The 16,943-nt window shown below is 53.8% G+C and carries 22 protein-coding genes; 5 read left to right on the top strand and 17 right to left on the bottom strand.

The annotated features are described in order from the left end of the window. Positions 1 to 10 precede the first annotated feature (10 nt). Together ACR0LX_RS17625 and dapE are read right to left on the bottom strand one after the other, a co-directional pair. A complete protein-coding gene (locus ACR0LX_RS17625; protein ID WP_480784846.1) occupies positions 11 to 586 on the bottom strand; it encodes a TIGR04282 family arsenosugar biosynthesis glycosyltransferase in 576 nt (191 codons plus the stop codon). 3 nt (positions 587 to 589) lie between these two features. Further along, a complete protein-coding gene (gene dapE, locus ACR0LX_RS17630; RefSeq protein WP_480784847.1) occupies positions 590 to 1,729 on the bottom strand; it encodes a succinyl-diaminopimelate desuccinylase in 1,140 nt (379 codons plus the stop codon). A 208-nt stretch (positions 1,730 to 1,937) separates the two neighbouring features. Between dapE and ACR0LX_RS17635 the strand changes: the two genes are divergently transcribed. Then, positions 1,938 to 2,996, top strand: coding sequence for a transporter substrate-binding domain-containing protein (locus ACR0LX_RS17635; protein WP_480784848.1), 1,059 nt, complete (start codon positions 1,938 to 1,940; stop codon positions 2,994 to 2,996). Here ACR0LX_RS17635 and ACR0LX_RS17640 read toward each other — a convergent pair. The 3 genes from ACR0LX_RS17640 to ACR0LX_RS17650 all read right to left on the bottom strand — a co-directional run bounded on the left by ACR0LX_RS17640 (position 2,993) and on the right by ACR0LX_RS17650 (position 4,120). Then, positions 2,993 to 3,331, bottom strand: coding sequence for a hypothetical protein (locus tag ACR0LX_RS17640; RefSeq protein WP_480784849.1), 339 nt, complete (start codon positions 3,329 to 3,331; stop codon positions 2,993 to 2,995). The genes ACR0LX_RS17635 and ACR0LX_RS17640 overlap by 4 nt on opposite strands. A 242-nt stretch (positions 3,332 to 3,573) precedes the next feature. After that, complete coding sequence (locus tag ACR0LX_RS17645; protein ID WP_254446079.1) at positions 3,574 to 3,792, bottom strand: GDCCVxC domain-containing (seleno)protein; 219 nt, start codon at positions 3,790 to 3,792, stop codon at positions 3,574 to 3,576. Between the two features lie 4 nt (positions 3,793 to 3,796). Next, entirely contained in the window at positions 3,797 to 4,120 is a 324-nt protein-coding gene (locus tag ACR0LX_RS17650; protein WP_480784850.1) for a hypothetical protein, read from the bottom strand. 98 nt (positions 4,121 to 4,218) lie between these two features. Here ACR0LX_RS17650 and ACR0LX_RS17655 point away from each other — a divergent pair, with 98 nt between their 5' ends. The 3 genes from ACR0LX_RS17655 to ACR0LX_RS17665 all read left to right on the top strand — a co-directional run bounded on the left by ACR0LX_RS17655 (position 4,219) and on the right by ACR0LX_RS17665 (position 6,404). Continuing rightward, a complete protein-coding gene (locus tag ACR0LX_RS17655) occupies positions 4,219 to 4,608 on the top strand; it encodes a MerR family transcriptional regulator (protein WP_480784851.1) in 390 nt (129 codons plus the stop codon). 503 nt (positions 4,609 to 5,111) lie between these two features. Beyond that, positions 5,112 to 5,318, top strand: a complete 207-nt coding sequence (locus ACR0LX_RS17660) for a cold-shock protein (protein WP_170430361.1) — start codon at positions 5,112 to 5,114, stop codon at positions 5,316 to 5,318. Between the two features lie 72 nt (positions 5,319 to 5,390). Beyond that, positions 5,391 to 6,404, top strand: coding sequence for a fatty acid desaturase (locus tag ACR0LX_RS17665; RefSeq protein ID WP_480669782.1), 1,014 nt, complete (start codon positions 5,391 to 5,393; stop codon positions 6,402 to 6,404). Here the strand turns inward: ACR0LX_RS17665 and ACR0LX_RS17670 are convergent. The 12 genes from ACR0LX_RS17670 to ACR0LX_RS17725 all read right to left on the bottom strand — a co-directional run bounded on the left by ACR0LX_RS17670 (position 6,396) and on the right by ACR0LX_RS17725 (position 16,308). Further along, on the bottom strand, positions 6,396 to 6,644 hold the full coding sequence (locus ACR0LX_RS17670; protein ID WP_170452343.1) for a ParB N-terminal domain-containing protein: 249 nt from the start codon (positions 6,642 to 6,644) through the stop codon (positions 6,396 to 6,398). The genes ACR0LX_RS17665 and ACR0LX_RS17670 overlap by 9 nt on opposite strands. Positions 6,645 to 6,718: 74 nt before the next feature. Continuing rightward, positions 6,719 to 7,408: a hypothetical protein gene (locus ACR0LX_RS17675; protein ID WP_170743318.1), complete on the bottom strand. Its 690-nt coding sequence runs from the start codon at positions 7,406 to 7,408 to the stop codon at positions 6,719 to 6,721. Then, positions 7,408 to 7,545, bottom strand: a complete 138-nt coding sequence (locus tag ACR0LX_RS17680) for a hypothetical protein (protein ID WP_170743319.1) — start codon at positions 7,543 to 7,545, stop codon at positions 7,408 to 7,410. Before ACR0LX_RS17680 ends, ACR0LX_RS17675 begins: the two co-directional genes overlap by 1 nt. Positions 7,546 to 9,047: 1,502 nt before the next feature. Beyond that, positions 9,048 to 9,680 (bottom strand): tyrosine-type recombinase/integrase, encoded by a 633-nt coding sequence (locus ACR0LX_RS17685; RefSeq protein WP_170743320.1) that lies wholly within the window; start codon positions 9,678 to 9,680, stop codon positions 9,048 to 9,050. A gap of 557 nt (positions 9,681 to 10,237) precedes the next feature. Further along, on the bottom strand, positions 10,238 to 10,810 hold the full coding sequence (locus ACR0LX_RS17690) for a hypothetical protein (RefSeq protein WP_480784852.1): 573 nt from the start codon (positions 10,808 to 10,810) through the stop codon (positions 10,238 to 10,240). 79 nt (positions 10,811 to 10,889) lie between these two features. Beyond that, on the bottom strand, positions 10,890 to 11,024 hold the full coding sequence (locus tag ACR0LX_RS17695) for a hypothetical protein (protein WP_269149748.1): 135 nt from the start codon (positions 11,022 to 11,024) through the stop codon (positions 10,890 to 10,892). 165 nt (positions 11,025 to 11,189) lie between these two features. Beyond that, on the bottom strand, positions 11,190 to 12,311 hold the full coding sequence (locus ACR0LX_RS17700; protein ID WP_480784853.1) for an alanine/ornithine racemase family PLP-dependent enzyme: 1,122 nt from the start codon (positions 12,309 to 12,311) through the stop codon (positions 11,190 to 11,192). Then, the gene (locus ACR0LX_RS17705; protein ID WP_170576373.1) at positions 12,308 to 13,507 is read right to left on the bottom strand and encodes an N-acetyltransferase DgcN family protein; all 1,200 of its coding nucleotides are present in this window, start codon (positions 13,505 to 13,507) and stop codon (positions 12,308 to 12,310) included. The genes ACR0LX_RS17700 and ACR0LX_RS17705 overlap by 4 nt, the downstream gene beginning before the upstream one ends. 92 nt (positions 13,508 to 13,599) lie before the next feature. Beyond that, positions 13,600 to 14,454, bottom strand: a complete 855-nt coding sequence (locus tag ACR0LX_RS17710; RefSeq protein WP_170452331.1) for a hypothetical protein — start codon at positions 14,452 to 14,454, stop codon at positions 13,600 to 13,602. Further along, positions 14,444 to 14,797 carry a hypothetical protein gene (locus tag ACR0LX_RS17715; RefSeq protein ID WP_170452329.1) on the bottom strand — a complete coding sequence of 118 codons (354 nt, stop codon included), beginning with the start codon at positions 14,795 to 14,797 and terminating at the stop codon, positions 14,444 to 14,446. Before ACR0LX_RS17715 ends, ACR0LX_RS17710 begins: the two co-directional genes overlap by 11 nt. A gap of 3 nt (positions 14,798 to 14,800) precedes the next feature. Continuing rightward, positions 14,801 to 15,109 carry a hypothetical protein gene (locus ACR0LX_RS17720; RefSeq protein WP_170452327.1) on the bottom strand — a complete coding sequence of 103 codons (309 nt, stop codon included), beginning with the start codon at positions 15,107 to 15,109 and terminating at the stop codon, positions 14,801 to 14,803. A 446-nt stretch (positions 15,110 to 15,555) separates the two neighbouring features. Then, complete coding sequence (locus ACR0LX_RS17725; RefSeq protein WP_170499212.1) at positions 15,556 to 16,308, bottom strand: Crp/Fnr family transcriptional regulator; 753 nt, start codon at positions 16,306 to 16,308, stop codon at positions 15,556 to 15,558. 135 nt (positions 16,309 to 16,443) lie between these two features. Between ACR0LX_RS17725 and ACR0LX_RS17730 the strand changes: the two genes are divergently transcribed. Beyond that, complete coding sequence (locus tag ACR0LX_RS17730; protein WP_170743324.1) at positions 16,444 to 16,677, top strand: hypothetical protein; 234 nt, start codon at positions 16,444 to 16,446, stop codon at positions 16,675 to 16,677. The last annotated feature ends 266 nt before the right edge of the window (positions 16,678 to 16,943 follow it).

The following is a 16,943-nucleotide window of genomic DNA, read 5'->3' on the forward strand; positions in this document are numbered from 1 at the left end:
CCAAAATGCCTCAGGGATTCAGATCGGCCGCCGTGTCCACGTCGCGCAGGTGATCCAGCAGCGTCACCCGGACGCCCGGGATCGAGGCCAGCGTGTCCCCCAGCGCGTGTTCGGTGGACCAGCGGACATCGCGAAACAACCCGCGCGGCAGCGCGTCTATACGCTGTGCACCTACCAGCCAATAGCCCCCATCCGGCGCAGGACCGAACACCATCTGTGCCCGCCCGAGCGCAGCAAAGGCGCGCGCGATGTGAGGGCGTGATATGCCGGGAATATCGGCCCCAATCAGGCAGACCTGGCCTTTGGGCATGCCGCGAAGCATGCGGCCCATGCGATCGCCCAGATCGCCCCGACCCTGCGCGGCGCGCGGCAGGTCGGCTGGCCAGATGCGGCTGGTCAGACCTTCCCGATCCGGTGAAACCGCCAGCACGATTTGCCAGCGCGGGTCCCGCAGACGCCGGATCAGGGCGCGGGTCTGGTGGCGAAACCACCACGCCGCCCCTACCATGCCGATGTCGCGACCCAGCCGGGTTTTTACCCGTCCCGGGCGCGGCTCTTTCACCATGATGACAAGCGTGCGCTGCATGGATCAGGCGAAATAGTCTCGCAGTATGCGCGTATATATCGCCTTGAGCTGCATTATCTGCGCCACCGGAACGCATTCATCGACCTGGTGCATGGTCCGACCGACCAGACCAAATTCCACCACCGGGCAGTGGTTCTTGACGAACCGGGCATCCGAGGTGCCACCGGTCGTAGACATCTCGGGTCGGACACCCGTTTCCGCCTCGACCGCCTGCGCCACCAGATCGGACAGGGGCCCGGGTGGGGTCAAAAAACTCTCGCCCGAGATCTTGATCCTGACATCAATCTCTACGCCGTAGGCATTGGCCACAGTCTTGGCCTCGGCGCGCAACCAATTGCTCAGGCTGCCGCCCGAATGCAGATCGTTAAAACGGATGTTCACCGCCCCGCTGCATTGCGCCGGGATCACATTGGTTGCGGCGTTTCCGGTGTCGATTGTCACAACCGCCAGCGTCGAGGCATCAAAATGGTCGGTCCCGGTATCCAATTCGTGACTGGCCAGACGATCCATCAGCCGCGCCATGGCAGGCAGCGGGTTTTTGGCCCGGTGCGGATAGGCCGAATGTCCCTGCACCCCGGTTACGGTGAACCAGGCGGTCATCGATCCGCGACGGCCGATCTTCATCATCTCGCCCATCGTGTTGGGGCAAGTCGGCTCGCCCACCAGACACACAGACATCTGCTCGGATGCGCTGGCCATATAGTCCAGCAATGCCGTGGTGCCATGCTCGGCATCCGCCTCTTCATCACCGGTGATTGCCAGGATCACGGCCCCATCGGGCGGCGTATCCCGCACGAAATCCATTGCCGCCGCCGCAAAGGCCGCGACACCGGATTTCATATCCGTCGCCCCACGTCCATACATCACACCGTCGCGGAGTTCGGCCCCGAAGGGCGCCGCGGTCCAGGCAGCCTCGTCACCAACCGGCACAACATCGGTGTGACCGTTGAAGCCAAAGCTGCGTGCGTGGCCCTTTTCGCCCCAACGCGCAAACAGATTGCTGATGCCACCACGATCGACGCGGGTGCAAACGAACCCTGCACCGGACAGAAGTTCCTCGAGCAGAACCAGCGCACCACCTTCCTCGGGTGTGACCGATGGGCAACGGATCAGATCGGCCGTCAGTTGGATAGGGTCAGTCATAATGCGCCTCGTTTTCGGATCAGGACCGTTGTTCGCGCACAGATTCAATGAATTGACCCGATTGCCAACCCCGACAGCGCAAAATTTCTGGTGATTTGTCTAAAGTTCAACGCTACCACACCAGGAAAATCAACGCCGTTGACCCAGTGTCCGCCTTGCCGTGCATCACCCAATTGAGTTACAGCGCCGCGAAACAGGTTTTTTGACAATGATGCGCGTATTCTTCGCCCTGATCTGCCTGACCTTCTCGGTTCTTGCCCAGCAAAGTCAGGCACAGACGCTGACGGTGACAACAGTTACCCGTCCTCCGTTTTCCTATGTCGAGGACGGCGCCGAAACCGGGTTTTCCATGGATCTGCTGGCCGCCTTGGCCGAGTCGCTGAACTGGGACTATGAAGTGCGTCGCGTCACAAGTTTTGGCGAAATGCTTGGGGCCGTTCAACAGGGCGATGCAGATCTGGCGATCGCCAACATTTCGATCACCGCATCGCGCGAGACGATGATGGATTTCAGCCAGCCGATCTTTGAGGCTGGTTTGCAGATCATGGTGCCCTCGGACGCGGCGCGCAGGCCATCGCTGTTGCAGGCGCTGCTTTCGCGCGAGCTGTTCATCGCGATAGGTCTCGCCTTTGCCATTCTGCTGGGCGGCGGCATGCTGATGTGGGGATTTGAACGCCGCGCGCAGCCCTATTTCGACCGCAAGCTGAACGAGGCCTGGTTTCCCTCCTTCTGGTGGGCGCTCAACCTGGTGGTCAATGGCGGGTTCGAGGAGCGGATGCCGCGCACGCCGTTTGGCCGGTTGCTGGGGGTTGTGCTGGTGGTGTCATCCCTGTTCATCGTGTCGGTCTTTACCGCCCGGATCACTTCGGTCATGACGGTGGATGCGATCACCGGCAGCGTGAATTCGGTCAACGACCTTTATGGCAAAGAGGTCGGCACCATATCCGATTCCACTGCTGCAAGTTTCCTGAACCGGCGCGAGATCGAGTTCACCGGCTATCCCGGCCTGCAGGAAATGCTGTCCGCGTTCGAACAAGAAGAGTTGAACGCGGTGGTGTTCGACGCACCAATCCTGTCCTATTACGCCTCGCACGAAGGCCGGCGCATCGCGACAATGACGGGTGGCGTATTCCTGCGCGAGAATTACGGGATCGCCTTCCCGACGGGTTCACCCCTGGTTGAGGACGTCAATCAGGCGCTGCTCGCCTTGCGTGAAGACGGCACCTATGACGAGATTTACCGAAACTGGTTCGGGATGCAGAATTAATCCTCATCCCCGAAGAACGGGGTCATCTGCGCGACGATGACGGCGTTTTCGTCCAGCGCCCGCTGCATCAGAGCACGTTCGTCCGGGTCGATGTCATGCCCCTGCGCCTCGCGCTCGGCCAATGTGCCATAGCCGGTCACATCGAGCGGAGCCGTATCGGCCTGTTTCAGGATCGCCACGGTTTCGCGCACCGCTTCGGCCTCATCGACACCGCTGGCAAAACACATCAACGCCGCCCCGGTCGCCCCTTCGGGCAAGCCGTCACCGTCCTTGCGGCCAATCTGGACCAGAAGGGTATAGACCTGCTGGCGCGAGGGTTTTTTCTGCTTTTCCATGGAGAGGGGCCTTAGCGGTGCGGGCGGGCGCGGTCAAGTTTGTGTCGCAGTTGATAGAGATGTCCGCTCCGAGCCCAACCTGTACCCTGGATTTTATTGCTGCATGCGCTTGCAGCAGTAACGACACTGCAACTGCCGAATACCTTGTGCGGCCAAGCAGCGGAAAAAACTGTCATTCATGCAAATAGCAGCGATGCTCGCGGCGGCGGCTCACAGTTCGCTCAACAAAACCGTCCTTCACTTCATCCGCAACAGCTATCGCCTAGCTGAATTGGTGGACACGGGACCGTGGCATATGAACAGTAAACACAACAGTCGCCTTCCAACGGATTCAAAACTGTTTTGCACGACTTGCATTCATAGAACCACTGGCAAGCATCCGTTGGCATTTGCTCGGTTTCACTGTGGCCGCACTTCGGGCAAATCAGGGTGCTTTCTAGGACTACAGTTTGTTTTGTCATAGTCTCACATCTGCATGATCAGGTAATCGTTAATCCATGGCTCGTTAAACACAACGACCCAACCCACGCCGGTGATTGGAGTCGTTCCTGCAAGCCACCATTTCAACGTCGGCAAGGAACCGCGCCGATAAGATACCATCCATGATATCACGACGAACGCCGTTGACATCGTCAGCACATAGTAACTCGCTGCGGCAACCTTCCCAAAGATTGCCAACCAACTGCCACCCAGCCCCAGTAACATCATCGTCATGGGCAAAACGCAGCAAGTCGCGACGCCAAGCGCTGATAGCGATCCCAAATAGCTGAGGCTAAGGTACTTCTGCATTCTGTTTCCCTGATGGACTACGTCGCGCGGAGTTGTAGAGACAACAACCTCTCGTTTAACTTCTGTAGCCACTACAGGATCAAGACAGGAAATCTCACATGTTTGCGATTGGGGAGGCATCCCGGCAAAGCGGTGTCGGAATTGATACTATCCGCTACTACGAACGCGAAGGGACCGTGCCGAAACCAGAAAGGGCATCGAATAATCGACGCATGTACTCCGCGCACGATGTTGGACGGCTTCGTTTTCTAAGGAAGTGCCGAGACATGGGTTTTTCGCTTGCCGATGCAAAGGTGCTTCTCAACCTATCCGAAGGTGATAGCGAGGATTGCCAATCCGTTAAGGAACTGGCCGAGCTTCATATCTCCAATGTGCGTATGAAGATAATCGAACTTAAGCGATTGGAGGCCGCCCTGAATGAACTTACGGCCAACTGTAACATCGGGAACGTTTCTTGCCCGATGCTTGCGCAGATACGGACCTACTAATGGCACTTTGAGGCTCGCAGTCGCCCTATGCCAACGCAGCATGACCCAAGATTCGGGCCGCGCAGAATCTACCGTTCGTTAGAGAGGTCAACTCGTTGATTTAGCAATGTTTCAATCACTCAATGAACATTTGTGCCTTGCCGCGGTGTTCTTGAAGCACGCGGCGATTTCGGACAGTGAGCCCTACCTGCCGTGCCTGAGCAATCAATTTGCTGCATACGCATTCGGCAGGTTTTATCGGAAGCCGACCTCTGATTTCCGAACCACAGAGCAATGGTTCTGCTTATCTTTGTCCCAAATTGGGCTGGGCAGACTTAGATCTTCTGTTGCTTTCCGTTGTATCAAGGCTTGTATCGTGTGTACTCGAAGTCCATATACACAGGGCTTACGTTTTTCTTTTTCGACCTGCTGTCTCCCAAACTCGGCGTTCAGTCTTTCGATTCAGACCGACCACGCCGAGTCGCCGCAATAATGCGGGCGGCAAGTATTAGGAGACTTCCACCATGGCAAATGGCACAGTAAAATGGTTCAACTCGACCAAAGGTTTTGGCTTTATCGAACCTGAAGATGGCAAGCGCGATGTGTTCGTGCATATCTCAGCACTTGAGCGTTCCGGCATCAGCGAATTGAAGGACGGCCAGAAGGTCACTTTTGACGTCGAAGCTGGCCGTGACGGGCGCGACAGCGCCGCCAATCTGGCACTGGCCTGACCTTTTACGGGCACCCTTATGGGGTGCCCGTTTGCACAATGGGCTGCTAAAAGCCCTTGGAGAACAAGTCAGTTGCAACAGCAGGAATTGACCCGGGCGCTCGCGCAATACCGTGTGCCCGATACGAAGCGTAGCGTTATTGAACTGACAATCACTGTCATCCCCTTTTTCGCGCTATGGGGCGCAGCGTGGTTTGCGCTATCCCTTAGTATCTGGGTCACTGTTCTATTGGCCATCCTGAACGCCGCATTTCTGGTCCGTATCTTTATCATTATGCATGATTGTGGTCATGGATCCTTCTTTAGAAACCGCACCGTTTGCAATTGGACCGGCCGGGTTCTGGGTGTTCTCGCCCTGACACCCTATGACGTCTGGCGGCAAAGCCATGCGATTCACCATGCCTCAACCGGTAACCTTGATCGGCGTGGTATGGGTGACATTCCTACATTGACCATTGAGGAATACCTGAAACGGAATTGGTTCGGGCGTGCCGCTTACAGGTTAATCCGGAACCCCTTCTTCCTGTTCTGTATCGTACCGGTCTACACGTTCTTTTTTCAAAATCGCTTGCCCTTTGGTTTCATGCGGTCAGGCTGGCTGTATTGGGCAAGTGCAATGGGAACAAACGCCGCGATTGCGGTGGTCCTGGCTCTGATTTTTTGGACCGGAGGCCTGGATGTACTGGTTTTTGTATTCCTTCCAACCATGATCGTCGCCGCATCGATTGGTATTTGGCTATTCTATATTCAACACCAGTTTGAACACACGACTTGGGAGCGGGAAGAAGTGTGGAATCTTCAGAACGCCGCATTCTATGGAAGTTCTCACTACGCCCTGCCAGGCATCCTGCGGTGGTTCTCTGCCAATATCGGTGTGCACCATGTTCACCACCTTGCCAGCCGCATACCGTTTTATCGGCTAAACGAGGTATTGCGTGACCATTCCGAGTTGGAAAATTGCCAGCGTATTACTCTATATGAGAGCCTTCATTGCGCACGATTGCATCTTTGGGATGAAAAAAGTCAACGTCTGCTGACTTTTTCCGAGGCTTTGTCGAACGCCAATTCCAATAGGCATCTAGTGTAGCCTGGCGCGCACCAAAAAGGCTTCGACAGTATCACCGCCGAGGGCGCGAATGGCCTCTAGTCGGTGAAGGCCTTCAATCAGCACGAACCTCTTGTTGTCCGCGCGTATCTGGATCGGGGTCTTCTGGCCGTTCTTCAGAATATCTTCGGCCAGCGTCAGGACTTTTTGCTGATCAAGTGTTTTTGCACGCTTCACAGGTACATAGATCAGGTCGAGCGGGTATGGTTTCTTCTCCAGCATAAGCTACGTGTGCAACCTTTCGTGCATTTGTACCGGTTCAGAGTTCTCTACAAAAGCGGGGGCTGGAACGTACGTCATAGAACCGAACGAACAGCGTCGCGCAGTTCCTGATGCATAATCCAAGTTGCTGGCTCATCGTCACTTTCGATGTGAGAAAATGCCAGGACCTGAGCGGCGCCATCATTCTGTACCGATCCGGCTTCGGGTAGGTCCAGTTCCAGATATTCTGCGATCAATAGTCCGATTTTCTTGAAAACCTTGATGGAGGCCTCGCGTGATTTGTAACCGGCTGCCTGAGACAAGTGACCAATGGTCAGACCTTCCCTACCTGCGATAGTAAGTGCTTTGAGCATTGTGACCTGCGCAGGGGTGAGCCTGATCTGGCGCAATGCCTCTGCATATTCTCTTGCACTGGGAACGAGCGTGCCGGAGTTTCCTTCCAAACGTCGTTGACCGCTACGTTTCCTGTCTCGTTCTTCGAGAATTCCTTTTAAGGCTTCAATGGCCAACTCTGGTGTTTCACCAACTGCATCGGCAATCATTGCCTGCGTTTTAGCTGGTGGCTTGGGGAATGCGCGCGCAACGCTGTTACCGCTCAGAATGCCGGCCTTAATCAAGTACTTGCCAAACTGTTCCTCAATCACACCGGCTACGTCAGCGTTCCGCGACTTACGAACACTGCGTTCCTGAAATGCTCTTTGTTCTAGGTCGCGAATTGCCGATTTTGGGTGTCGGAGGCTAACCTGAGGGGTGCTTTTACGCATCAGAGAAACACCACCACAATTATGGCCGCAACAATCACCGCCAATGCGACAAACATCTTTATGCTGTAGGACCAGCGTTGCGCCTTTTCGGCTTTGAGTATTTTACCCAGGTTTTCGTCAATCGAGTTATGGTTCACGGATTCGTCCTTCCGGATATGTCAGGCGGTATTGGTTCCCACCAACCTATTGTCGCGGCACATTTTCGGTGCACTTATCGTTCTGTCGTGTAAACGGCCGATTACATTCCCAACCATCACCTCTTCGATTCAAGTGAGCGTTTGAAGGGATAAGGATCGCAACGCACCTGTCCCGGTTTGCGCGAAAACCACGTTCGCATTTCCATCCGGAATACGTTTCAGGTGCAAGATATGCATGCTGTGGAACAGCCACAGGCTCACAACCGCTCTCCGCTGCCCTGTAACCTCTGAGGCACACCCAACCATCCGCGCTGTTTTTGTTAGTCAGGCGGCCGTTGCTCGGGACATTAATCGCAACACAATCCTGATCCTCCTTACGAAATCCCCAGTTGCAGTGTATTTCCTGCACGCCAAACCGGGTTTCGACGTACCCATTTTGAGGTGCCATCACTTCTTCACAGAGTTCCCCGACACGCTGGAACAGCCGATTGCACTCCCACTGATCTCCGGTTGATGCAAGATAGGCATTTTCAGGAACTCTTATTTCCTCACAGAGTTCTCCGACATTCTGGAAACCGTGATTGCATTCCCAGCCGCTACCATAGGAGCTACCCGTCAAATATGCGTTTTCTGGTACGTCTGTTCTTTGGCAGGATCCGTTCTTGTTTTCGAAACCTTCGTCACAAACAGACCCATCGGCATTGCCCGCGACCTGGGCGGGAAGCTGCGTTCCGGAGAGCAACACCAAGAGTGTCGGGATCAAACAAAGAATGCAGCGCGTAAACACGATGAATGACTGATTGAAAAGGAGCCTGAGACCTGATCTATCGGGCATCAAACACGCAATTTAAAAGCCATGTGCAGTTCATACGGCGCCTTCTTTCATGGTTCACGCGATGACTGGGGCTTGTCAGGTGACAGTTGCGAATGCTTGCGAGGAACGAGCTCATAGCGAAGACCCCAGCGAAACCCGTTCCTATGCTGGGGCACATGCTACAGTTATTCTGAAGGCCATTGGATCATCGAAGCCGGCAGCATCGCGGCGACGAGTAACTTTCACCAATGCACTTTTGTGGTCCTTAGCCAGAATAGAGTCAAGGAAGTTTCCCTTGTCGCAATGCAAGTACCGCCAGGGCAGGTAGTTTTTGAAACTGCCGGTGACCAAGATCCTTGGTGAACTACCGAAAGAAATTGTCTGGCCTGAGTGCGGCGAAAGAGGAGTATGTGATCAAGGCTTCCCCGTGACTATGAATGACTGGCCTGATAACATTGGCTGCAACGCAGCGATTTTCGCGCCGCTTCTGCACAAGTACTCGCGGCGTGATCAAATGGCCGCTCGGTCCCGCACCCTGTAAATTGCGCCTGAGCCGAGAAAACTGTGCTGCGAGCGTACGCAACAAGATTTTGACACTTCCGCTCAGGGCACGCTACGTCCCACTCCTGCGTAAAAGAACTAGAACCACTATGGATTGGCGACCGACAGCGCCGCTCGCCAAACTGTCTCAGATGTCTATGCGCTCTGCAATGCTTAGCGCGTCTTCCAATTCAACGCCCAGGTATCGCACGGTGCTATCGACCTTTGTGTGCCCAAGCAGAAGTTGGACCGCGCGGAGATTTCCTGTCTTGCGGTAGATCTCAGCTACTTTGGTTCGGCGAAGCGAATGCGTGCCATATCCGCTCGGTTCCAATCCGATTGCGGTCACCCAGTCTCGAACCAGCCTGCCATACTGGCGCGCCGAGATGTGTGGTCGATCATGGAATCGGCTTGGAAACATGAACCGGCTAGCAAACATTTCCGGTGATTTTACCCATACCAATACAGTTTCTCGCGTGTTTTCCGTCAGTTCGAATTGAACAGATCGCTTGGTTTTGCTCTGGATCACCGAAACACGCTCACGGACGCGATCGTCTTTGACAAGATCGGTCACAGCGAGTTTGACCAGATCGCAGCCGCGTAGCTTGCTATCAATCGCGACGTTGAACATTGTGAGATCACGCAGATTTCCAGAAAGTTCGAGCCGGGCACGGATCGCCCAGACCTGTTTTGGGAGTAGCGGTCGTTTCTGACCGATGATCCGCCCCTTGTTCCAAGCTCTGGGTTTTGGGGTGACTGCAGGTAGTTGGACTCTTGGCATATTTTGCACTCCGATCCACCCTCCGCACCCAAGCAACAGCACCGCGCTGACCACCGAATAGTACAAGCGGCGTGAATGCCTGCTGTCCGATTATGAATACTGGCACGGTTTAAGTGTGTGCATTAGGCGGCTTGAGCCCATATCACTACGCATAAGAACGGTTCGAGTCCAAACCGCGCGTACGCTTCGTCTTCAGCACCGATTACCGATCGGGTTCCACGTTAAAAGGCCCGGGTCAGCACCAATAAGATAAAATGAGATATGATCAGAAAAGCTGGTAAGACCGGCGTCAGGTTATCAGCGACGCCGAGCTAACCCAGGGCTTACTGATACGCCATTTCGCCACGCGCTCAACCCCTTGCAGCGTCGACAAATCCGCTCTCCGAACCCTTCGCTCCAGAATGGCGTTCTGCAACGAAGACACGGGCGTTCTTGCGGCACGTCATTGTGGGCGCGAGCCATGATCGTATCTGCGTCGTTGTCGAAGTCTTCCATCAGTTCTTAGCCTCGATTTCTGTTTTGGTTTATACAGCGACTGGAAAAGAAAGTTCCGAGCCCTAAGCCTTGAGATTGAAGGAGCTGCCTGGTTCAGACTGTCCGATGGGACGGCCTGTAATCCGAGGGGTTTTAATAGGACGAACTGGCATTCCTTCGTTCTCAGCAGCTTGGACAGCGAAAGCATACCGAGAACCGCTTGTGCATCCTCGTGGTATGGCTCGTTGATCTGATGATCCGTCGTCTGCCTCAGAAATGAGCGACTCCGAGTAGAGGTGCCGAAGTTGAGTCTCAGACACACCATCCGCTTCCATAATCAATTGCACCATGGGATCGGCCAAAAGTTGGTCGAGCAAGAACTGCGACAACTGCTTTGAAGACAATTTATCCTTTGCGCGGGCTCTCTCCAAATCAGTAAGAGAAACGGTCAAGGTTCGCGCCAGACCGGGGTGAGATTTCCGTGGAAGCAGAAAGATTAGCACTGATGCTTTCCAGGCTTCTGGATCCAAATAATCTGGTGGTGCGGAAAGCTCAGTTTCTATGTCGTATTCGCCCGCCGGGAGTAATTCGTCAAAGCCAGGGAAAGTAAACGGCCTGGAAAAGACTGCGATTGTCTTGCTGATTAGTTGGTTCATTTGGGTAGTTCTCCTTTGCTGATACCGCTCGCTCGGAGATGTAAACAAGAACAAGCCACCCGCTCCCGGCAGGGTATTATCAGTTTTGAGGTTTAGGCTTTGATTTTTCGGGGACGGCGTCCTGCCCTTTCGACGTCACTTCTTTTTTTGACGCGTCCGCATCGTTTTCCTTCAGTGCGGCAGCCGCTCTGGTCGTCAGGTCTTTGAAAGACATCATTTTGATCCTTTGATTGTCCGCAACACCCACGAGCCCAGATAGGGTGTGAAAAGTGAATGCGGCTACATCCAATATAGGGATTGGGTGCCTCATTTACTACGTAAAGCCGTAGAATAAGACGGGTGGCTGAAGCAGAACCGAGGCGGCGGCAACCCTGGCGCGCTACTTTCGCTTCGAATATGGGCGATCAGTGTTCGCTGGGGTGCAGTCAACCAATGCGCCATCACCATGGAAGACTTTTGCTACATCAGGTGCAGCCATGCCGCGCGAGAGCGCGCTATAGTTCAATTTCAGCTTTACCTCGCCACCAGGGCGAAGCATACAATTGGTGTTTTCAACAACGATATGATCACTGGTGGCTCCGACGAACGTGACGCCAGCAGGGAATATTAGACCCGCTGCATCGGTGTCCTGGAGTCCAATGCCAAGGATCGACCGAGTTTTCGAAGGACTGTCTAAAGTCACACACTGCATAGAAGGTATAGGATAATTCAATTGCAAGGAATTTGGATTTGATTTGATCTTCGTTTCGATCACTTCCGCCCAAAGCGTGAAAACATCTGTGTAAAGCCCGTCGATCGCGTACCCCGAAACGGGATCGGTACCCAGCAGGATGGCCTCACCCAGACGCAGGTTGTTGATTTTTCCGGTCGCCCCCTTGCCAAGCGCCCATGGCAAACTGGCAGAACCGCCGCCTGACACTGTTTCCAGAGCGGGTCCACTTGCAAGTTCGGTGTCGGCGGCGAGCGACGAAAGCAATTCCATTGCTCCTGCAGAGGGTGCCACATGACCCAGACAGGCAAAATTTGCGCCAATCCCCTTCAGAGAAATCCCTTCCATTCTAAGAATTTGAGAAACAGTGCCCTCAAGGTGTTCAGGCAAGATGCCCTCCCGCATATCCCCCATTTCTACCATCAGGATAATATTGTGAGTAATGTTCTTCCCCAGCGCCTCGATGGCCAGGCTGGCGATAATGTCCATCTCAGTGTTGAAGCTGACATCGCAGTTATCAAGGACTTGCGCGACCTGGCTCAGCATGGGCGTTCGGATCAAGGATATGGAGCACGAGATTCCAGCATCGCGCATACGCATGATATTGCTGATCCGCGCGTCCGCCAGCCCTGTCGCGCCACCTTCAAGCATAGCATTCGCAATCTCAGGATGACCGCAAACGGCTTTTGTCACACCTGTCACCGTAATTCCGCGGGGTCTAAGGTGGTCGACCAGGAACCGTGTGTTGTACCGAATTTTGTCCAGATCAACGTCGATACGCAGCTTGCTCATTCAATCGTCGTAGCACGTACGGGTTGCAAGCGCGGAAAGGCAGATAGAACCATATTCACCAAGTTTTTTGGAGGACGGTTCAATGCGTCAGTGACCGGGAGATACAATTTGCAGTTGTAGTCTGTGATGGCCTTTGAAATCTCAACATCATTCATTCCTTCATGGTTGATCGTCATGCCAATTACCTCTGTGTTCGCAAAAGCCTCGATCAGGGTGATCTCATCGCAAGGGTCGGGCATAGTCATGTTGGGGAAATCACATCGACGTTTTCGTTTAGGCGCGTGTTGAAGAATAACTGCATGTGGCTGACTGCCTCGCAGAATGAAGGCTGATGTGCAAAAAGCCGGATGGCTTAGCGCGCCCTGGCCCTCGATCACTATTACATCCGGGTGCTCACCCTCGGATGCCGCAACGACAGCGCGCTCAAGTTCGCCACAACAAAATTGCGGCGGCACCGAATCCATCGCGACACCATACTTGGCGCCCTGCATCAAACCAGTTTGGCCGGTGCCGACCAAAACTGTTTTGATCCCATGCGCGTTAAGTGCGCCTGTCAGGATTGTCGCGGTTGTACGCTTTCCAATTGCACAATCGGTGCCGAACACCGCGATGCGGATCGCCTGGACGTCTCCAATACTGCCATCTAACAGGCGCAGGTCGGGATTTGGCCGCGGCTTGCGAATGTCGCGTATCGTGACATCGTGAATTTTGGCAAATCCGGCGAGCTCCTTGTCATCGCTAAGAAATTCATGCAGCCCACTGACGATGTTCATTCCGAGCGTTATCGCATCCACAACAACTTCGCGATCCTCAAGGGACATTCTGCCGCTGGCCGGCGCCATTCCGTAAATAAACGTGTCCGGGATCGTAGCTTCATTAGCGACGGCGGCATCAAGATCATCGAAGATGGGAACCTGATTTGCGACATTGTCAAGCACTTTGCCACTGTCACAACCGCCATACGTGCTGTCGATCACCGAAAGAACGCGATAGGCCTGTGAATGTCGAACGAGACCATTAGCCGTCTTGCCATCGATCTTTGCGAAGTTTCCTTCGCAATACACAATTGCAGTCGGTGTATCTGTCACAAGTGTCTTGCGGTGAAGCTCTGGAAAAACTGCTTGTTCAGGCGGCAGCTTTTGCGCATCGCTGGCAATGAACTGCTTGGCATCCGACGCAATGGGTACGGGTTTCATATTTGTTCCTTTTTAGATTGTGAAACGCGCGTCCTTGGTAAGGACGGGCAAAAATTGTGAAGTTTGGGAAAGTGGGCTTTCTGTCTGAATTCTCACTGGTTCAGAACACACAGCCCTTCTGATCGATGATAGTTTTTGTGGCATTGCCACCCATTGCCGGATCGGTCGATATGGGCATTTGCCGGTAGCTCGATTGCATTGCAGCGATCACCGGACGCCTCGTAGCCACGTTCGCATTTCCATCCAACTCCATGGATCGCGTCATCGTAGAAAGCATTTTCAGGCACAAAGACGGCATCGCATCGTCCGTCGCGCTCAAAATACCCACGCTCGCACGTCCAGGGACGCCCGCTGGTTGATGCGTTCAGAAAAGCGTTTTCCGGCACCGCTACTGCCACGCATGCTTCTCCGTTTTTTTCGTAGCCACGGTTGCAACGCCATGCAGATCCATAAGTGCTATTCGTCAGGTAAGCATTATCCGGCACCACGATTTTCTGGCAGCTATCGTCTACTCTTGTGTATCCACGCAGGCACCGCCACCTCTCACCTGATGGATCGAGATATCCACCTTCAGGCACAATCACTTCAGTGCATGAGGTGCCGCCAACTTCAACAAAGCCGTGCATACATGCCCACCCTGAGCCGTAGGTTCTGTTTGTGGGGTAGGCATTTCCCGGCACGACAATGGCAACGCATTCTTCGCCATCCAACCGATAGGACAAATCGCATTCCCAACCGTCGCCATATTTTTTGGGATGCGCATTATCCGGGATCGAATTTGTTTCGGCCGATGCGGGATTTGATGAGATAAAGGAGCCCGCCAAGCAGCTGAAAACGCCGACAAACAGCGCCGTCATAAAGTGAGAGTAAAACCAGTGCTGATTTTTTCGATTTGTCCTGGTGCAAACGGCGTTGTCCGAATGTTGAGTGATTGAGTTACGATCCATCCAGGTTCAGCCCCTCAATGCAGGCCTGTGCCAGATCTTTGTTGGGGGTTTGGGATCCCGGTACCGTTGCCCAGCCGGCTGCCATAACGGCATCCTTTCGCTTGAAAGAAGAAGCTTCTTTGATCGTTGTTATTTTTTCGGCGCGTTGGGTGTCAGTTCTCGCCATGTCGACGCAGATCGGAACCAACGCAGCGATTACATTGTCGCGGGACATGGCGTTGGCCATCTTGTCCGCGTTACTGCCGGTCATCCATCCACCCCAAGAAAATCCAACTACGCCTACGAAAACTCCTCCGATCAGGGCGCCGTAGATTCCGGGTTTAAGCCATTCGGGCGTGTTCATAATCTATTCCTCCTGCGGGGAAAGCGCCGCATCGCTGTCATTGTTAGATGTGGCCAAGGTTTGGTCTTGCTTGAGCGCCAGTTCAAAATCTTCTGGGTCAATTGGGCGCATTTCCGTGCGACCTGGCTTGCTGCCTTTGCCCTGAACTGTCAGGTAGGTTCCGGTTCTGCGATATGCTTCGAAACTCAGGCCCTGTAGTAGTTCTTCTTCAACAACTACTTCATACTCGCCTGCAGGAAGTTCATCCGGGTAGCCGGACAAAGAGAACGGATTTGAAAACGTCACCAAAGAACTGGACGATCTCGTGCTCACCTTGGTCCTCCATATAGTTTGTTGGATCTTCCCCGCGCAGTCTGCCGCGGTACACGCTCGTAAGCGCCGCGGTAGTACTGGCGTTGTGATTTAGAATAATGTGCAAATGGCAGACGCGCGCTGATCGATGTTAGTCTGCGGCCAATGACCTGAGATTTTATTGGAATCTCAAATGCATTTGGTGCCCGAGAATCCGGTACTGCCAAAAATTGACTAACCTGCGTCAGTGCAACGATGTTTGGATTCCGGCAACGTGATGTGTGTTGGCGGGATATTTGCTGGCGTGTTCTTAACGAGTATTTGAGAAGCGCAGGAAATCCAGTACCGCAATCGGACTGTATTTATCTTGCGCTTCTTTTTCGGTGAAATCCAAAATCTGCCGAAGCGAATGGCGTCTCTAACCAGGCAACTATCATCAAAATCCCGGCATCGCTGAAGGGGTGAACCTATTGCTTCAACAGTGGCCCGGCCTGATCCAGATAAGTGGGGTCAAAACCGGCCAACGTCACCAGTCCGTCATAATCATCAAATGCCACTTGCCCGGATTGAAAAGTAACCAACCCCTTCTCCCGCAGTTGCCGTAGGACACGATTAACATGCACGGCACTCAGTCCCAGCGCATCGGCAAGGTGGTATTGTGTCAGGGGGCAAGTGTATCCCGTCTTGTTTGCCATCCCGACCTGAGTCAGCCTCACACCAAGTTCCAAAAGAAAATGCGCCATGCGCTCACCCGCATCTCGCCGTCCTATGTTGACCAGGTGCTCAACCACCATCGCTTCATCTCGAGATACCGCCCAAAGAATTGCTGTCGCCAGCCGGGGCGTCTGCGCAAATGCTTCCAGGAGATCATCCACTACTACTTCAATGGCTTGGATTTCCATGATTGGTTCTATGCTGTGATCCGAGGTGTGCAACAGAACGCTTCGCAAGCCCAGAAAGTCACCCGGTATTTGGAAATCGACGATCTGACGCGACCCGTCAGTCTGGGTTTTGTAGGAACAAACCCAGCCCGAGGCCAGAATGTAGGCCGCCTGCTCTGATTGCCCTTGATGCACAAGGTCACGTCCGGCTTCAAAGGTTCTGCGACGCTTGTGCAGGCGTGCCAATACCGCAAGTTCAACCTCAGTCAGAGCGACGAAGTTTGAAAGCTTTCGGGTGAGTGGACTATTTTTGATAGTGCGCAAGTGTTCTTCCTTCATCGATGAGCAGCCCGCGAAACTATCCGACGCCAAGACTGCTTTCGATCAGTTAAGTATACAGCAATCTATGCCAGTATGGTGCAATTCATCGTGGCGCTTCCATGCTTGGACGCCTGTTAGAAAAGGACGTCTACCATGGCTGACCGGCAAGACCATTCAGGAATGGCCGCACTCTCAATTTGTGAAGCGCTTTTGCTTGCAATTAAAGATCGTGAGCTTCTGCCCGAACATGAAATTGTGGGAGTTCTGCATGACGCAGCTGCTGCCCACGAAACAGCAGTCGGCAATAACGATGAAAAGGACATGCACCAGGCCGCCGCAGTTCTGATAAACAAGATCATTGCTTCCGGCTATCGCGTTCGGCAGTAACGTTAATTTCCTGTCAGAAAAACAAGATTACGCTTGTCAAAAAAGCATAACAACAAATAGAAGCACTATTGGTGCCTCGTTCCTGATCAATTCAAACACGAAGCAGGAACCAAAGTTCCAATCTCTGCAATATCTCGACTTTATGAAAAATTCCACGACCGCGACATACTCCCTCTTCCTCGCCACCTGCATGAGCCATAACGAGAATTTGCTTACTGGCTGAAGGCCCGCATGGCCTGTCCTGCTGCACTGCCAGCGACAACGCA

It is taken from the genome of Ruegeria sp. CH11 (genome assembly GCF_056537105.1).

What these genes read in the sequence shown, in the direction of transcription:
- ACR0LX_RS17650 (WP_480784850.1), bottom strand. Translation starts at nt 4,120, where the DNA reads ATGCAGAAGTACCTTAGCCTCAGCTATTTGGGATCGCTATCAGCGCTT.
- ACR0LX_RS17670 (WP_170452343.1), bottom strand. Translation starts at nt 6,644, where the DNA reads ATGCTGGAGAAGAAACCATACCCGCTCGACCTGATCTATGTACCTGTG.
- ACR0LX_RS17685 (WP_170743320.1), bottom strand. Translation starts at nt 9,680, where the DNA reads ATGCCAAGAGTCCAACTACCTGCAGTCACCCCAAAACCCAGAGCTTGG.
- ACR0LX_RS17675 (WP_170743318.1), bottom strand. Translation starts at nt 7,408, where the DNA reads ATGCGTAAAAGCACCCCTCAGGTTAGCCTCCGACACCCAAAATCGGCA.
- ACR0LX_RS17645 (WP_254446079.1), bottom strand. Translation starts at nt 3,792, where the DNA reads ATGACAAAACAAACTGTAGTCCTAGAAAGCACCCTGATTTGCCCGAAG.
- ACR0LX_RS17690 (WP_480784852.1), bottom strand. Translation starts at nt 10,810, where the DNA reads ATGAACCAACTAATCAGCAAGACAATCGCAGTCTTTTCCAGGCCGTTT.
- ACR0LX_RS17655 (WP_480784851.1), top strand. Translation starts at nt 4,219, where the DNA reads ATGTTTGCGATTGGGGAGGCATCCCGGCAAAGCGGTGTCGGAATTGAT.
- ACR0LX_RS17705 (WP_170576373.1), bottom strand. Translation starts at nt 13,507, where the DNA reads ATGAAACCCGTACCCATTGCGTCGGATGCCAAGCAGTTCATTGCCAGC.
- ACR0LX_RS17700 (WP_480784853.1), bottom strand. Translation starts at nt 12,311, where the DNA reads ATGAGCAAGCTGCGTATCGACGTTGATCTGGACAAAATTCGGTACAAC.
- ACR0LX_RS17715 (WP_170452329.1), bottom strand. Translation starts at nt 14,797, where the DNA reads ATGAACACGCCCGAATGGCTTAAACCCGGAATCTACGGCGCCCTGATC.
- ACR0LX_RS17660 (WP_170430361.1), top strand. Translation starts at nt 5,112, where the DNA reads ATGGCAAATGGCACAGTAAAATGGTTCAACTCGACCAAAGGTTTTGGC.
- ACR0LX_RS17710 (WP_170452331.1), bottom strand. Translation starts at nt 14,454, where the DNA reads ATGGATCGTAACTCAATCACTCAACATTCGGACAACGCCGTTTGCACC.
- ACR0LX_RS17725 (WP_170499212.1), bottom strand. Translation starts at nt 16,308, where the DNA reads ATGAAGGAAGAACACTTGCGCACTATCAAAAATAGTCCACTCACCCGA.
- ACR0LX_RS17640 (WP_480784849.1), bottom strand. Translation starts at nt 3,331, where the DNA reads ATGGAAAAGCAGAAAAAACCCTCGCGCCAGCAGGTCTATACCCTTCTG.
- ACR0LX_RS17635 (WP_480784848.1), top strand. Translation starts at nt 1,938, where the DNA reads ATGATGCGCGTATTCTTCGCCCTGATCTGCCTGACCTTCTCGGTTCTT.
- ACR0LX_RS17695 (WP_269149748.1), bottom strand. Translation starts at nt 11,024, where the DNA reads ATGTCTTTCAAAGACCTGACGACCAGAGCGGCTGCCGCACTGAAGGAA.
- dapE (WP_480784847.1), bottom strand. Translation starts at nt 1,729, where the DNA reads ATGACTGACCCTATCCAACTGACGGCCGATCTGATCCGTTGCCCATCG.
- ACR0LX_RS17625 (WP_480784846.1), bottom strand. Translation starts at nt 586, where the DNA reads ATGCAGCGCACGCTTGTCATCATGGTGAAAGAGCCGCGCCCGGGACGG.
- ACR0LX_RS17730 (WP_170743324.1), top strand. Translation starts at nt 16,444, where the DNA reads ATGGCTGACCGGCAAGACCATTCAGGAATGGCCGCACTCTCAATTTGT.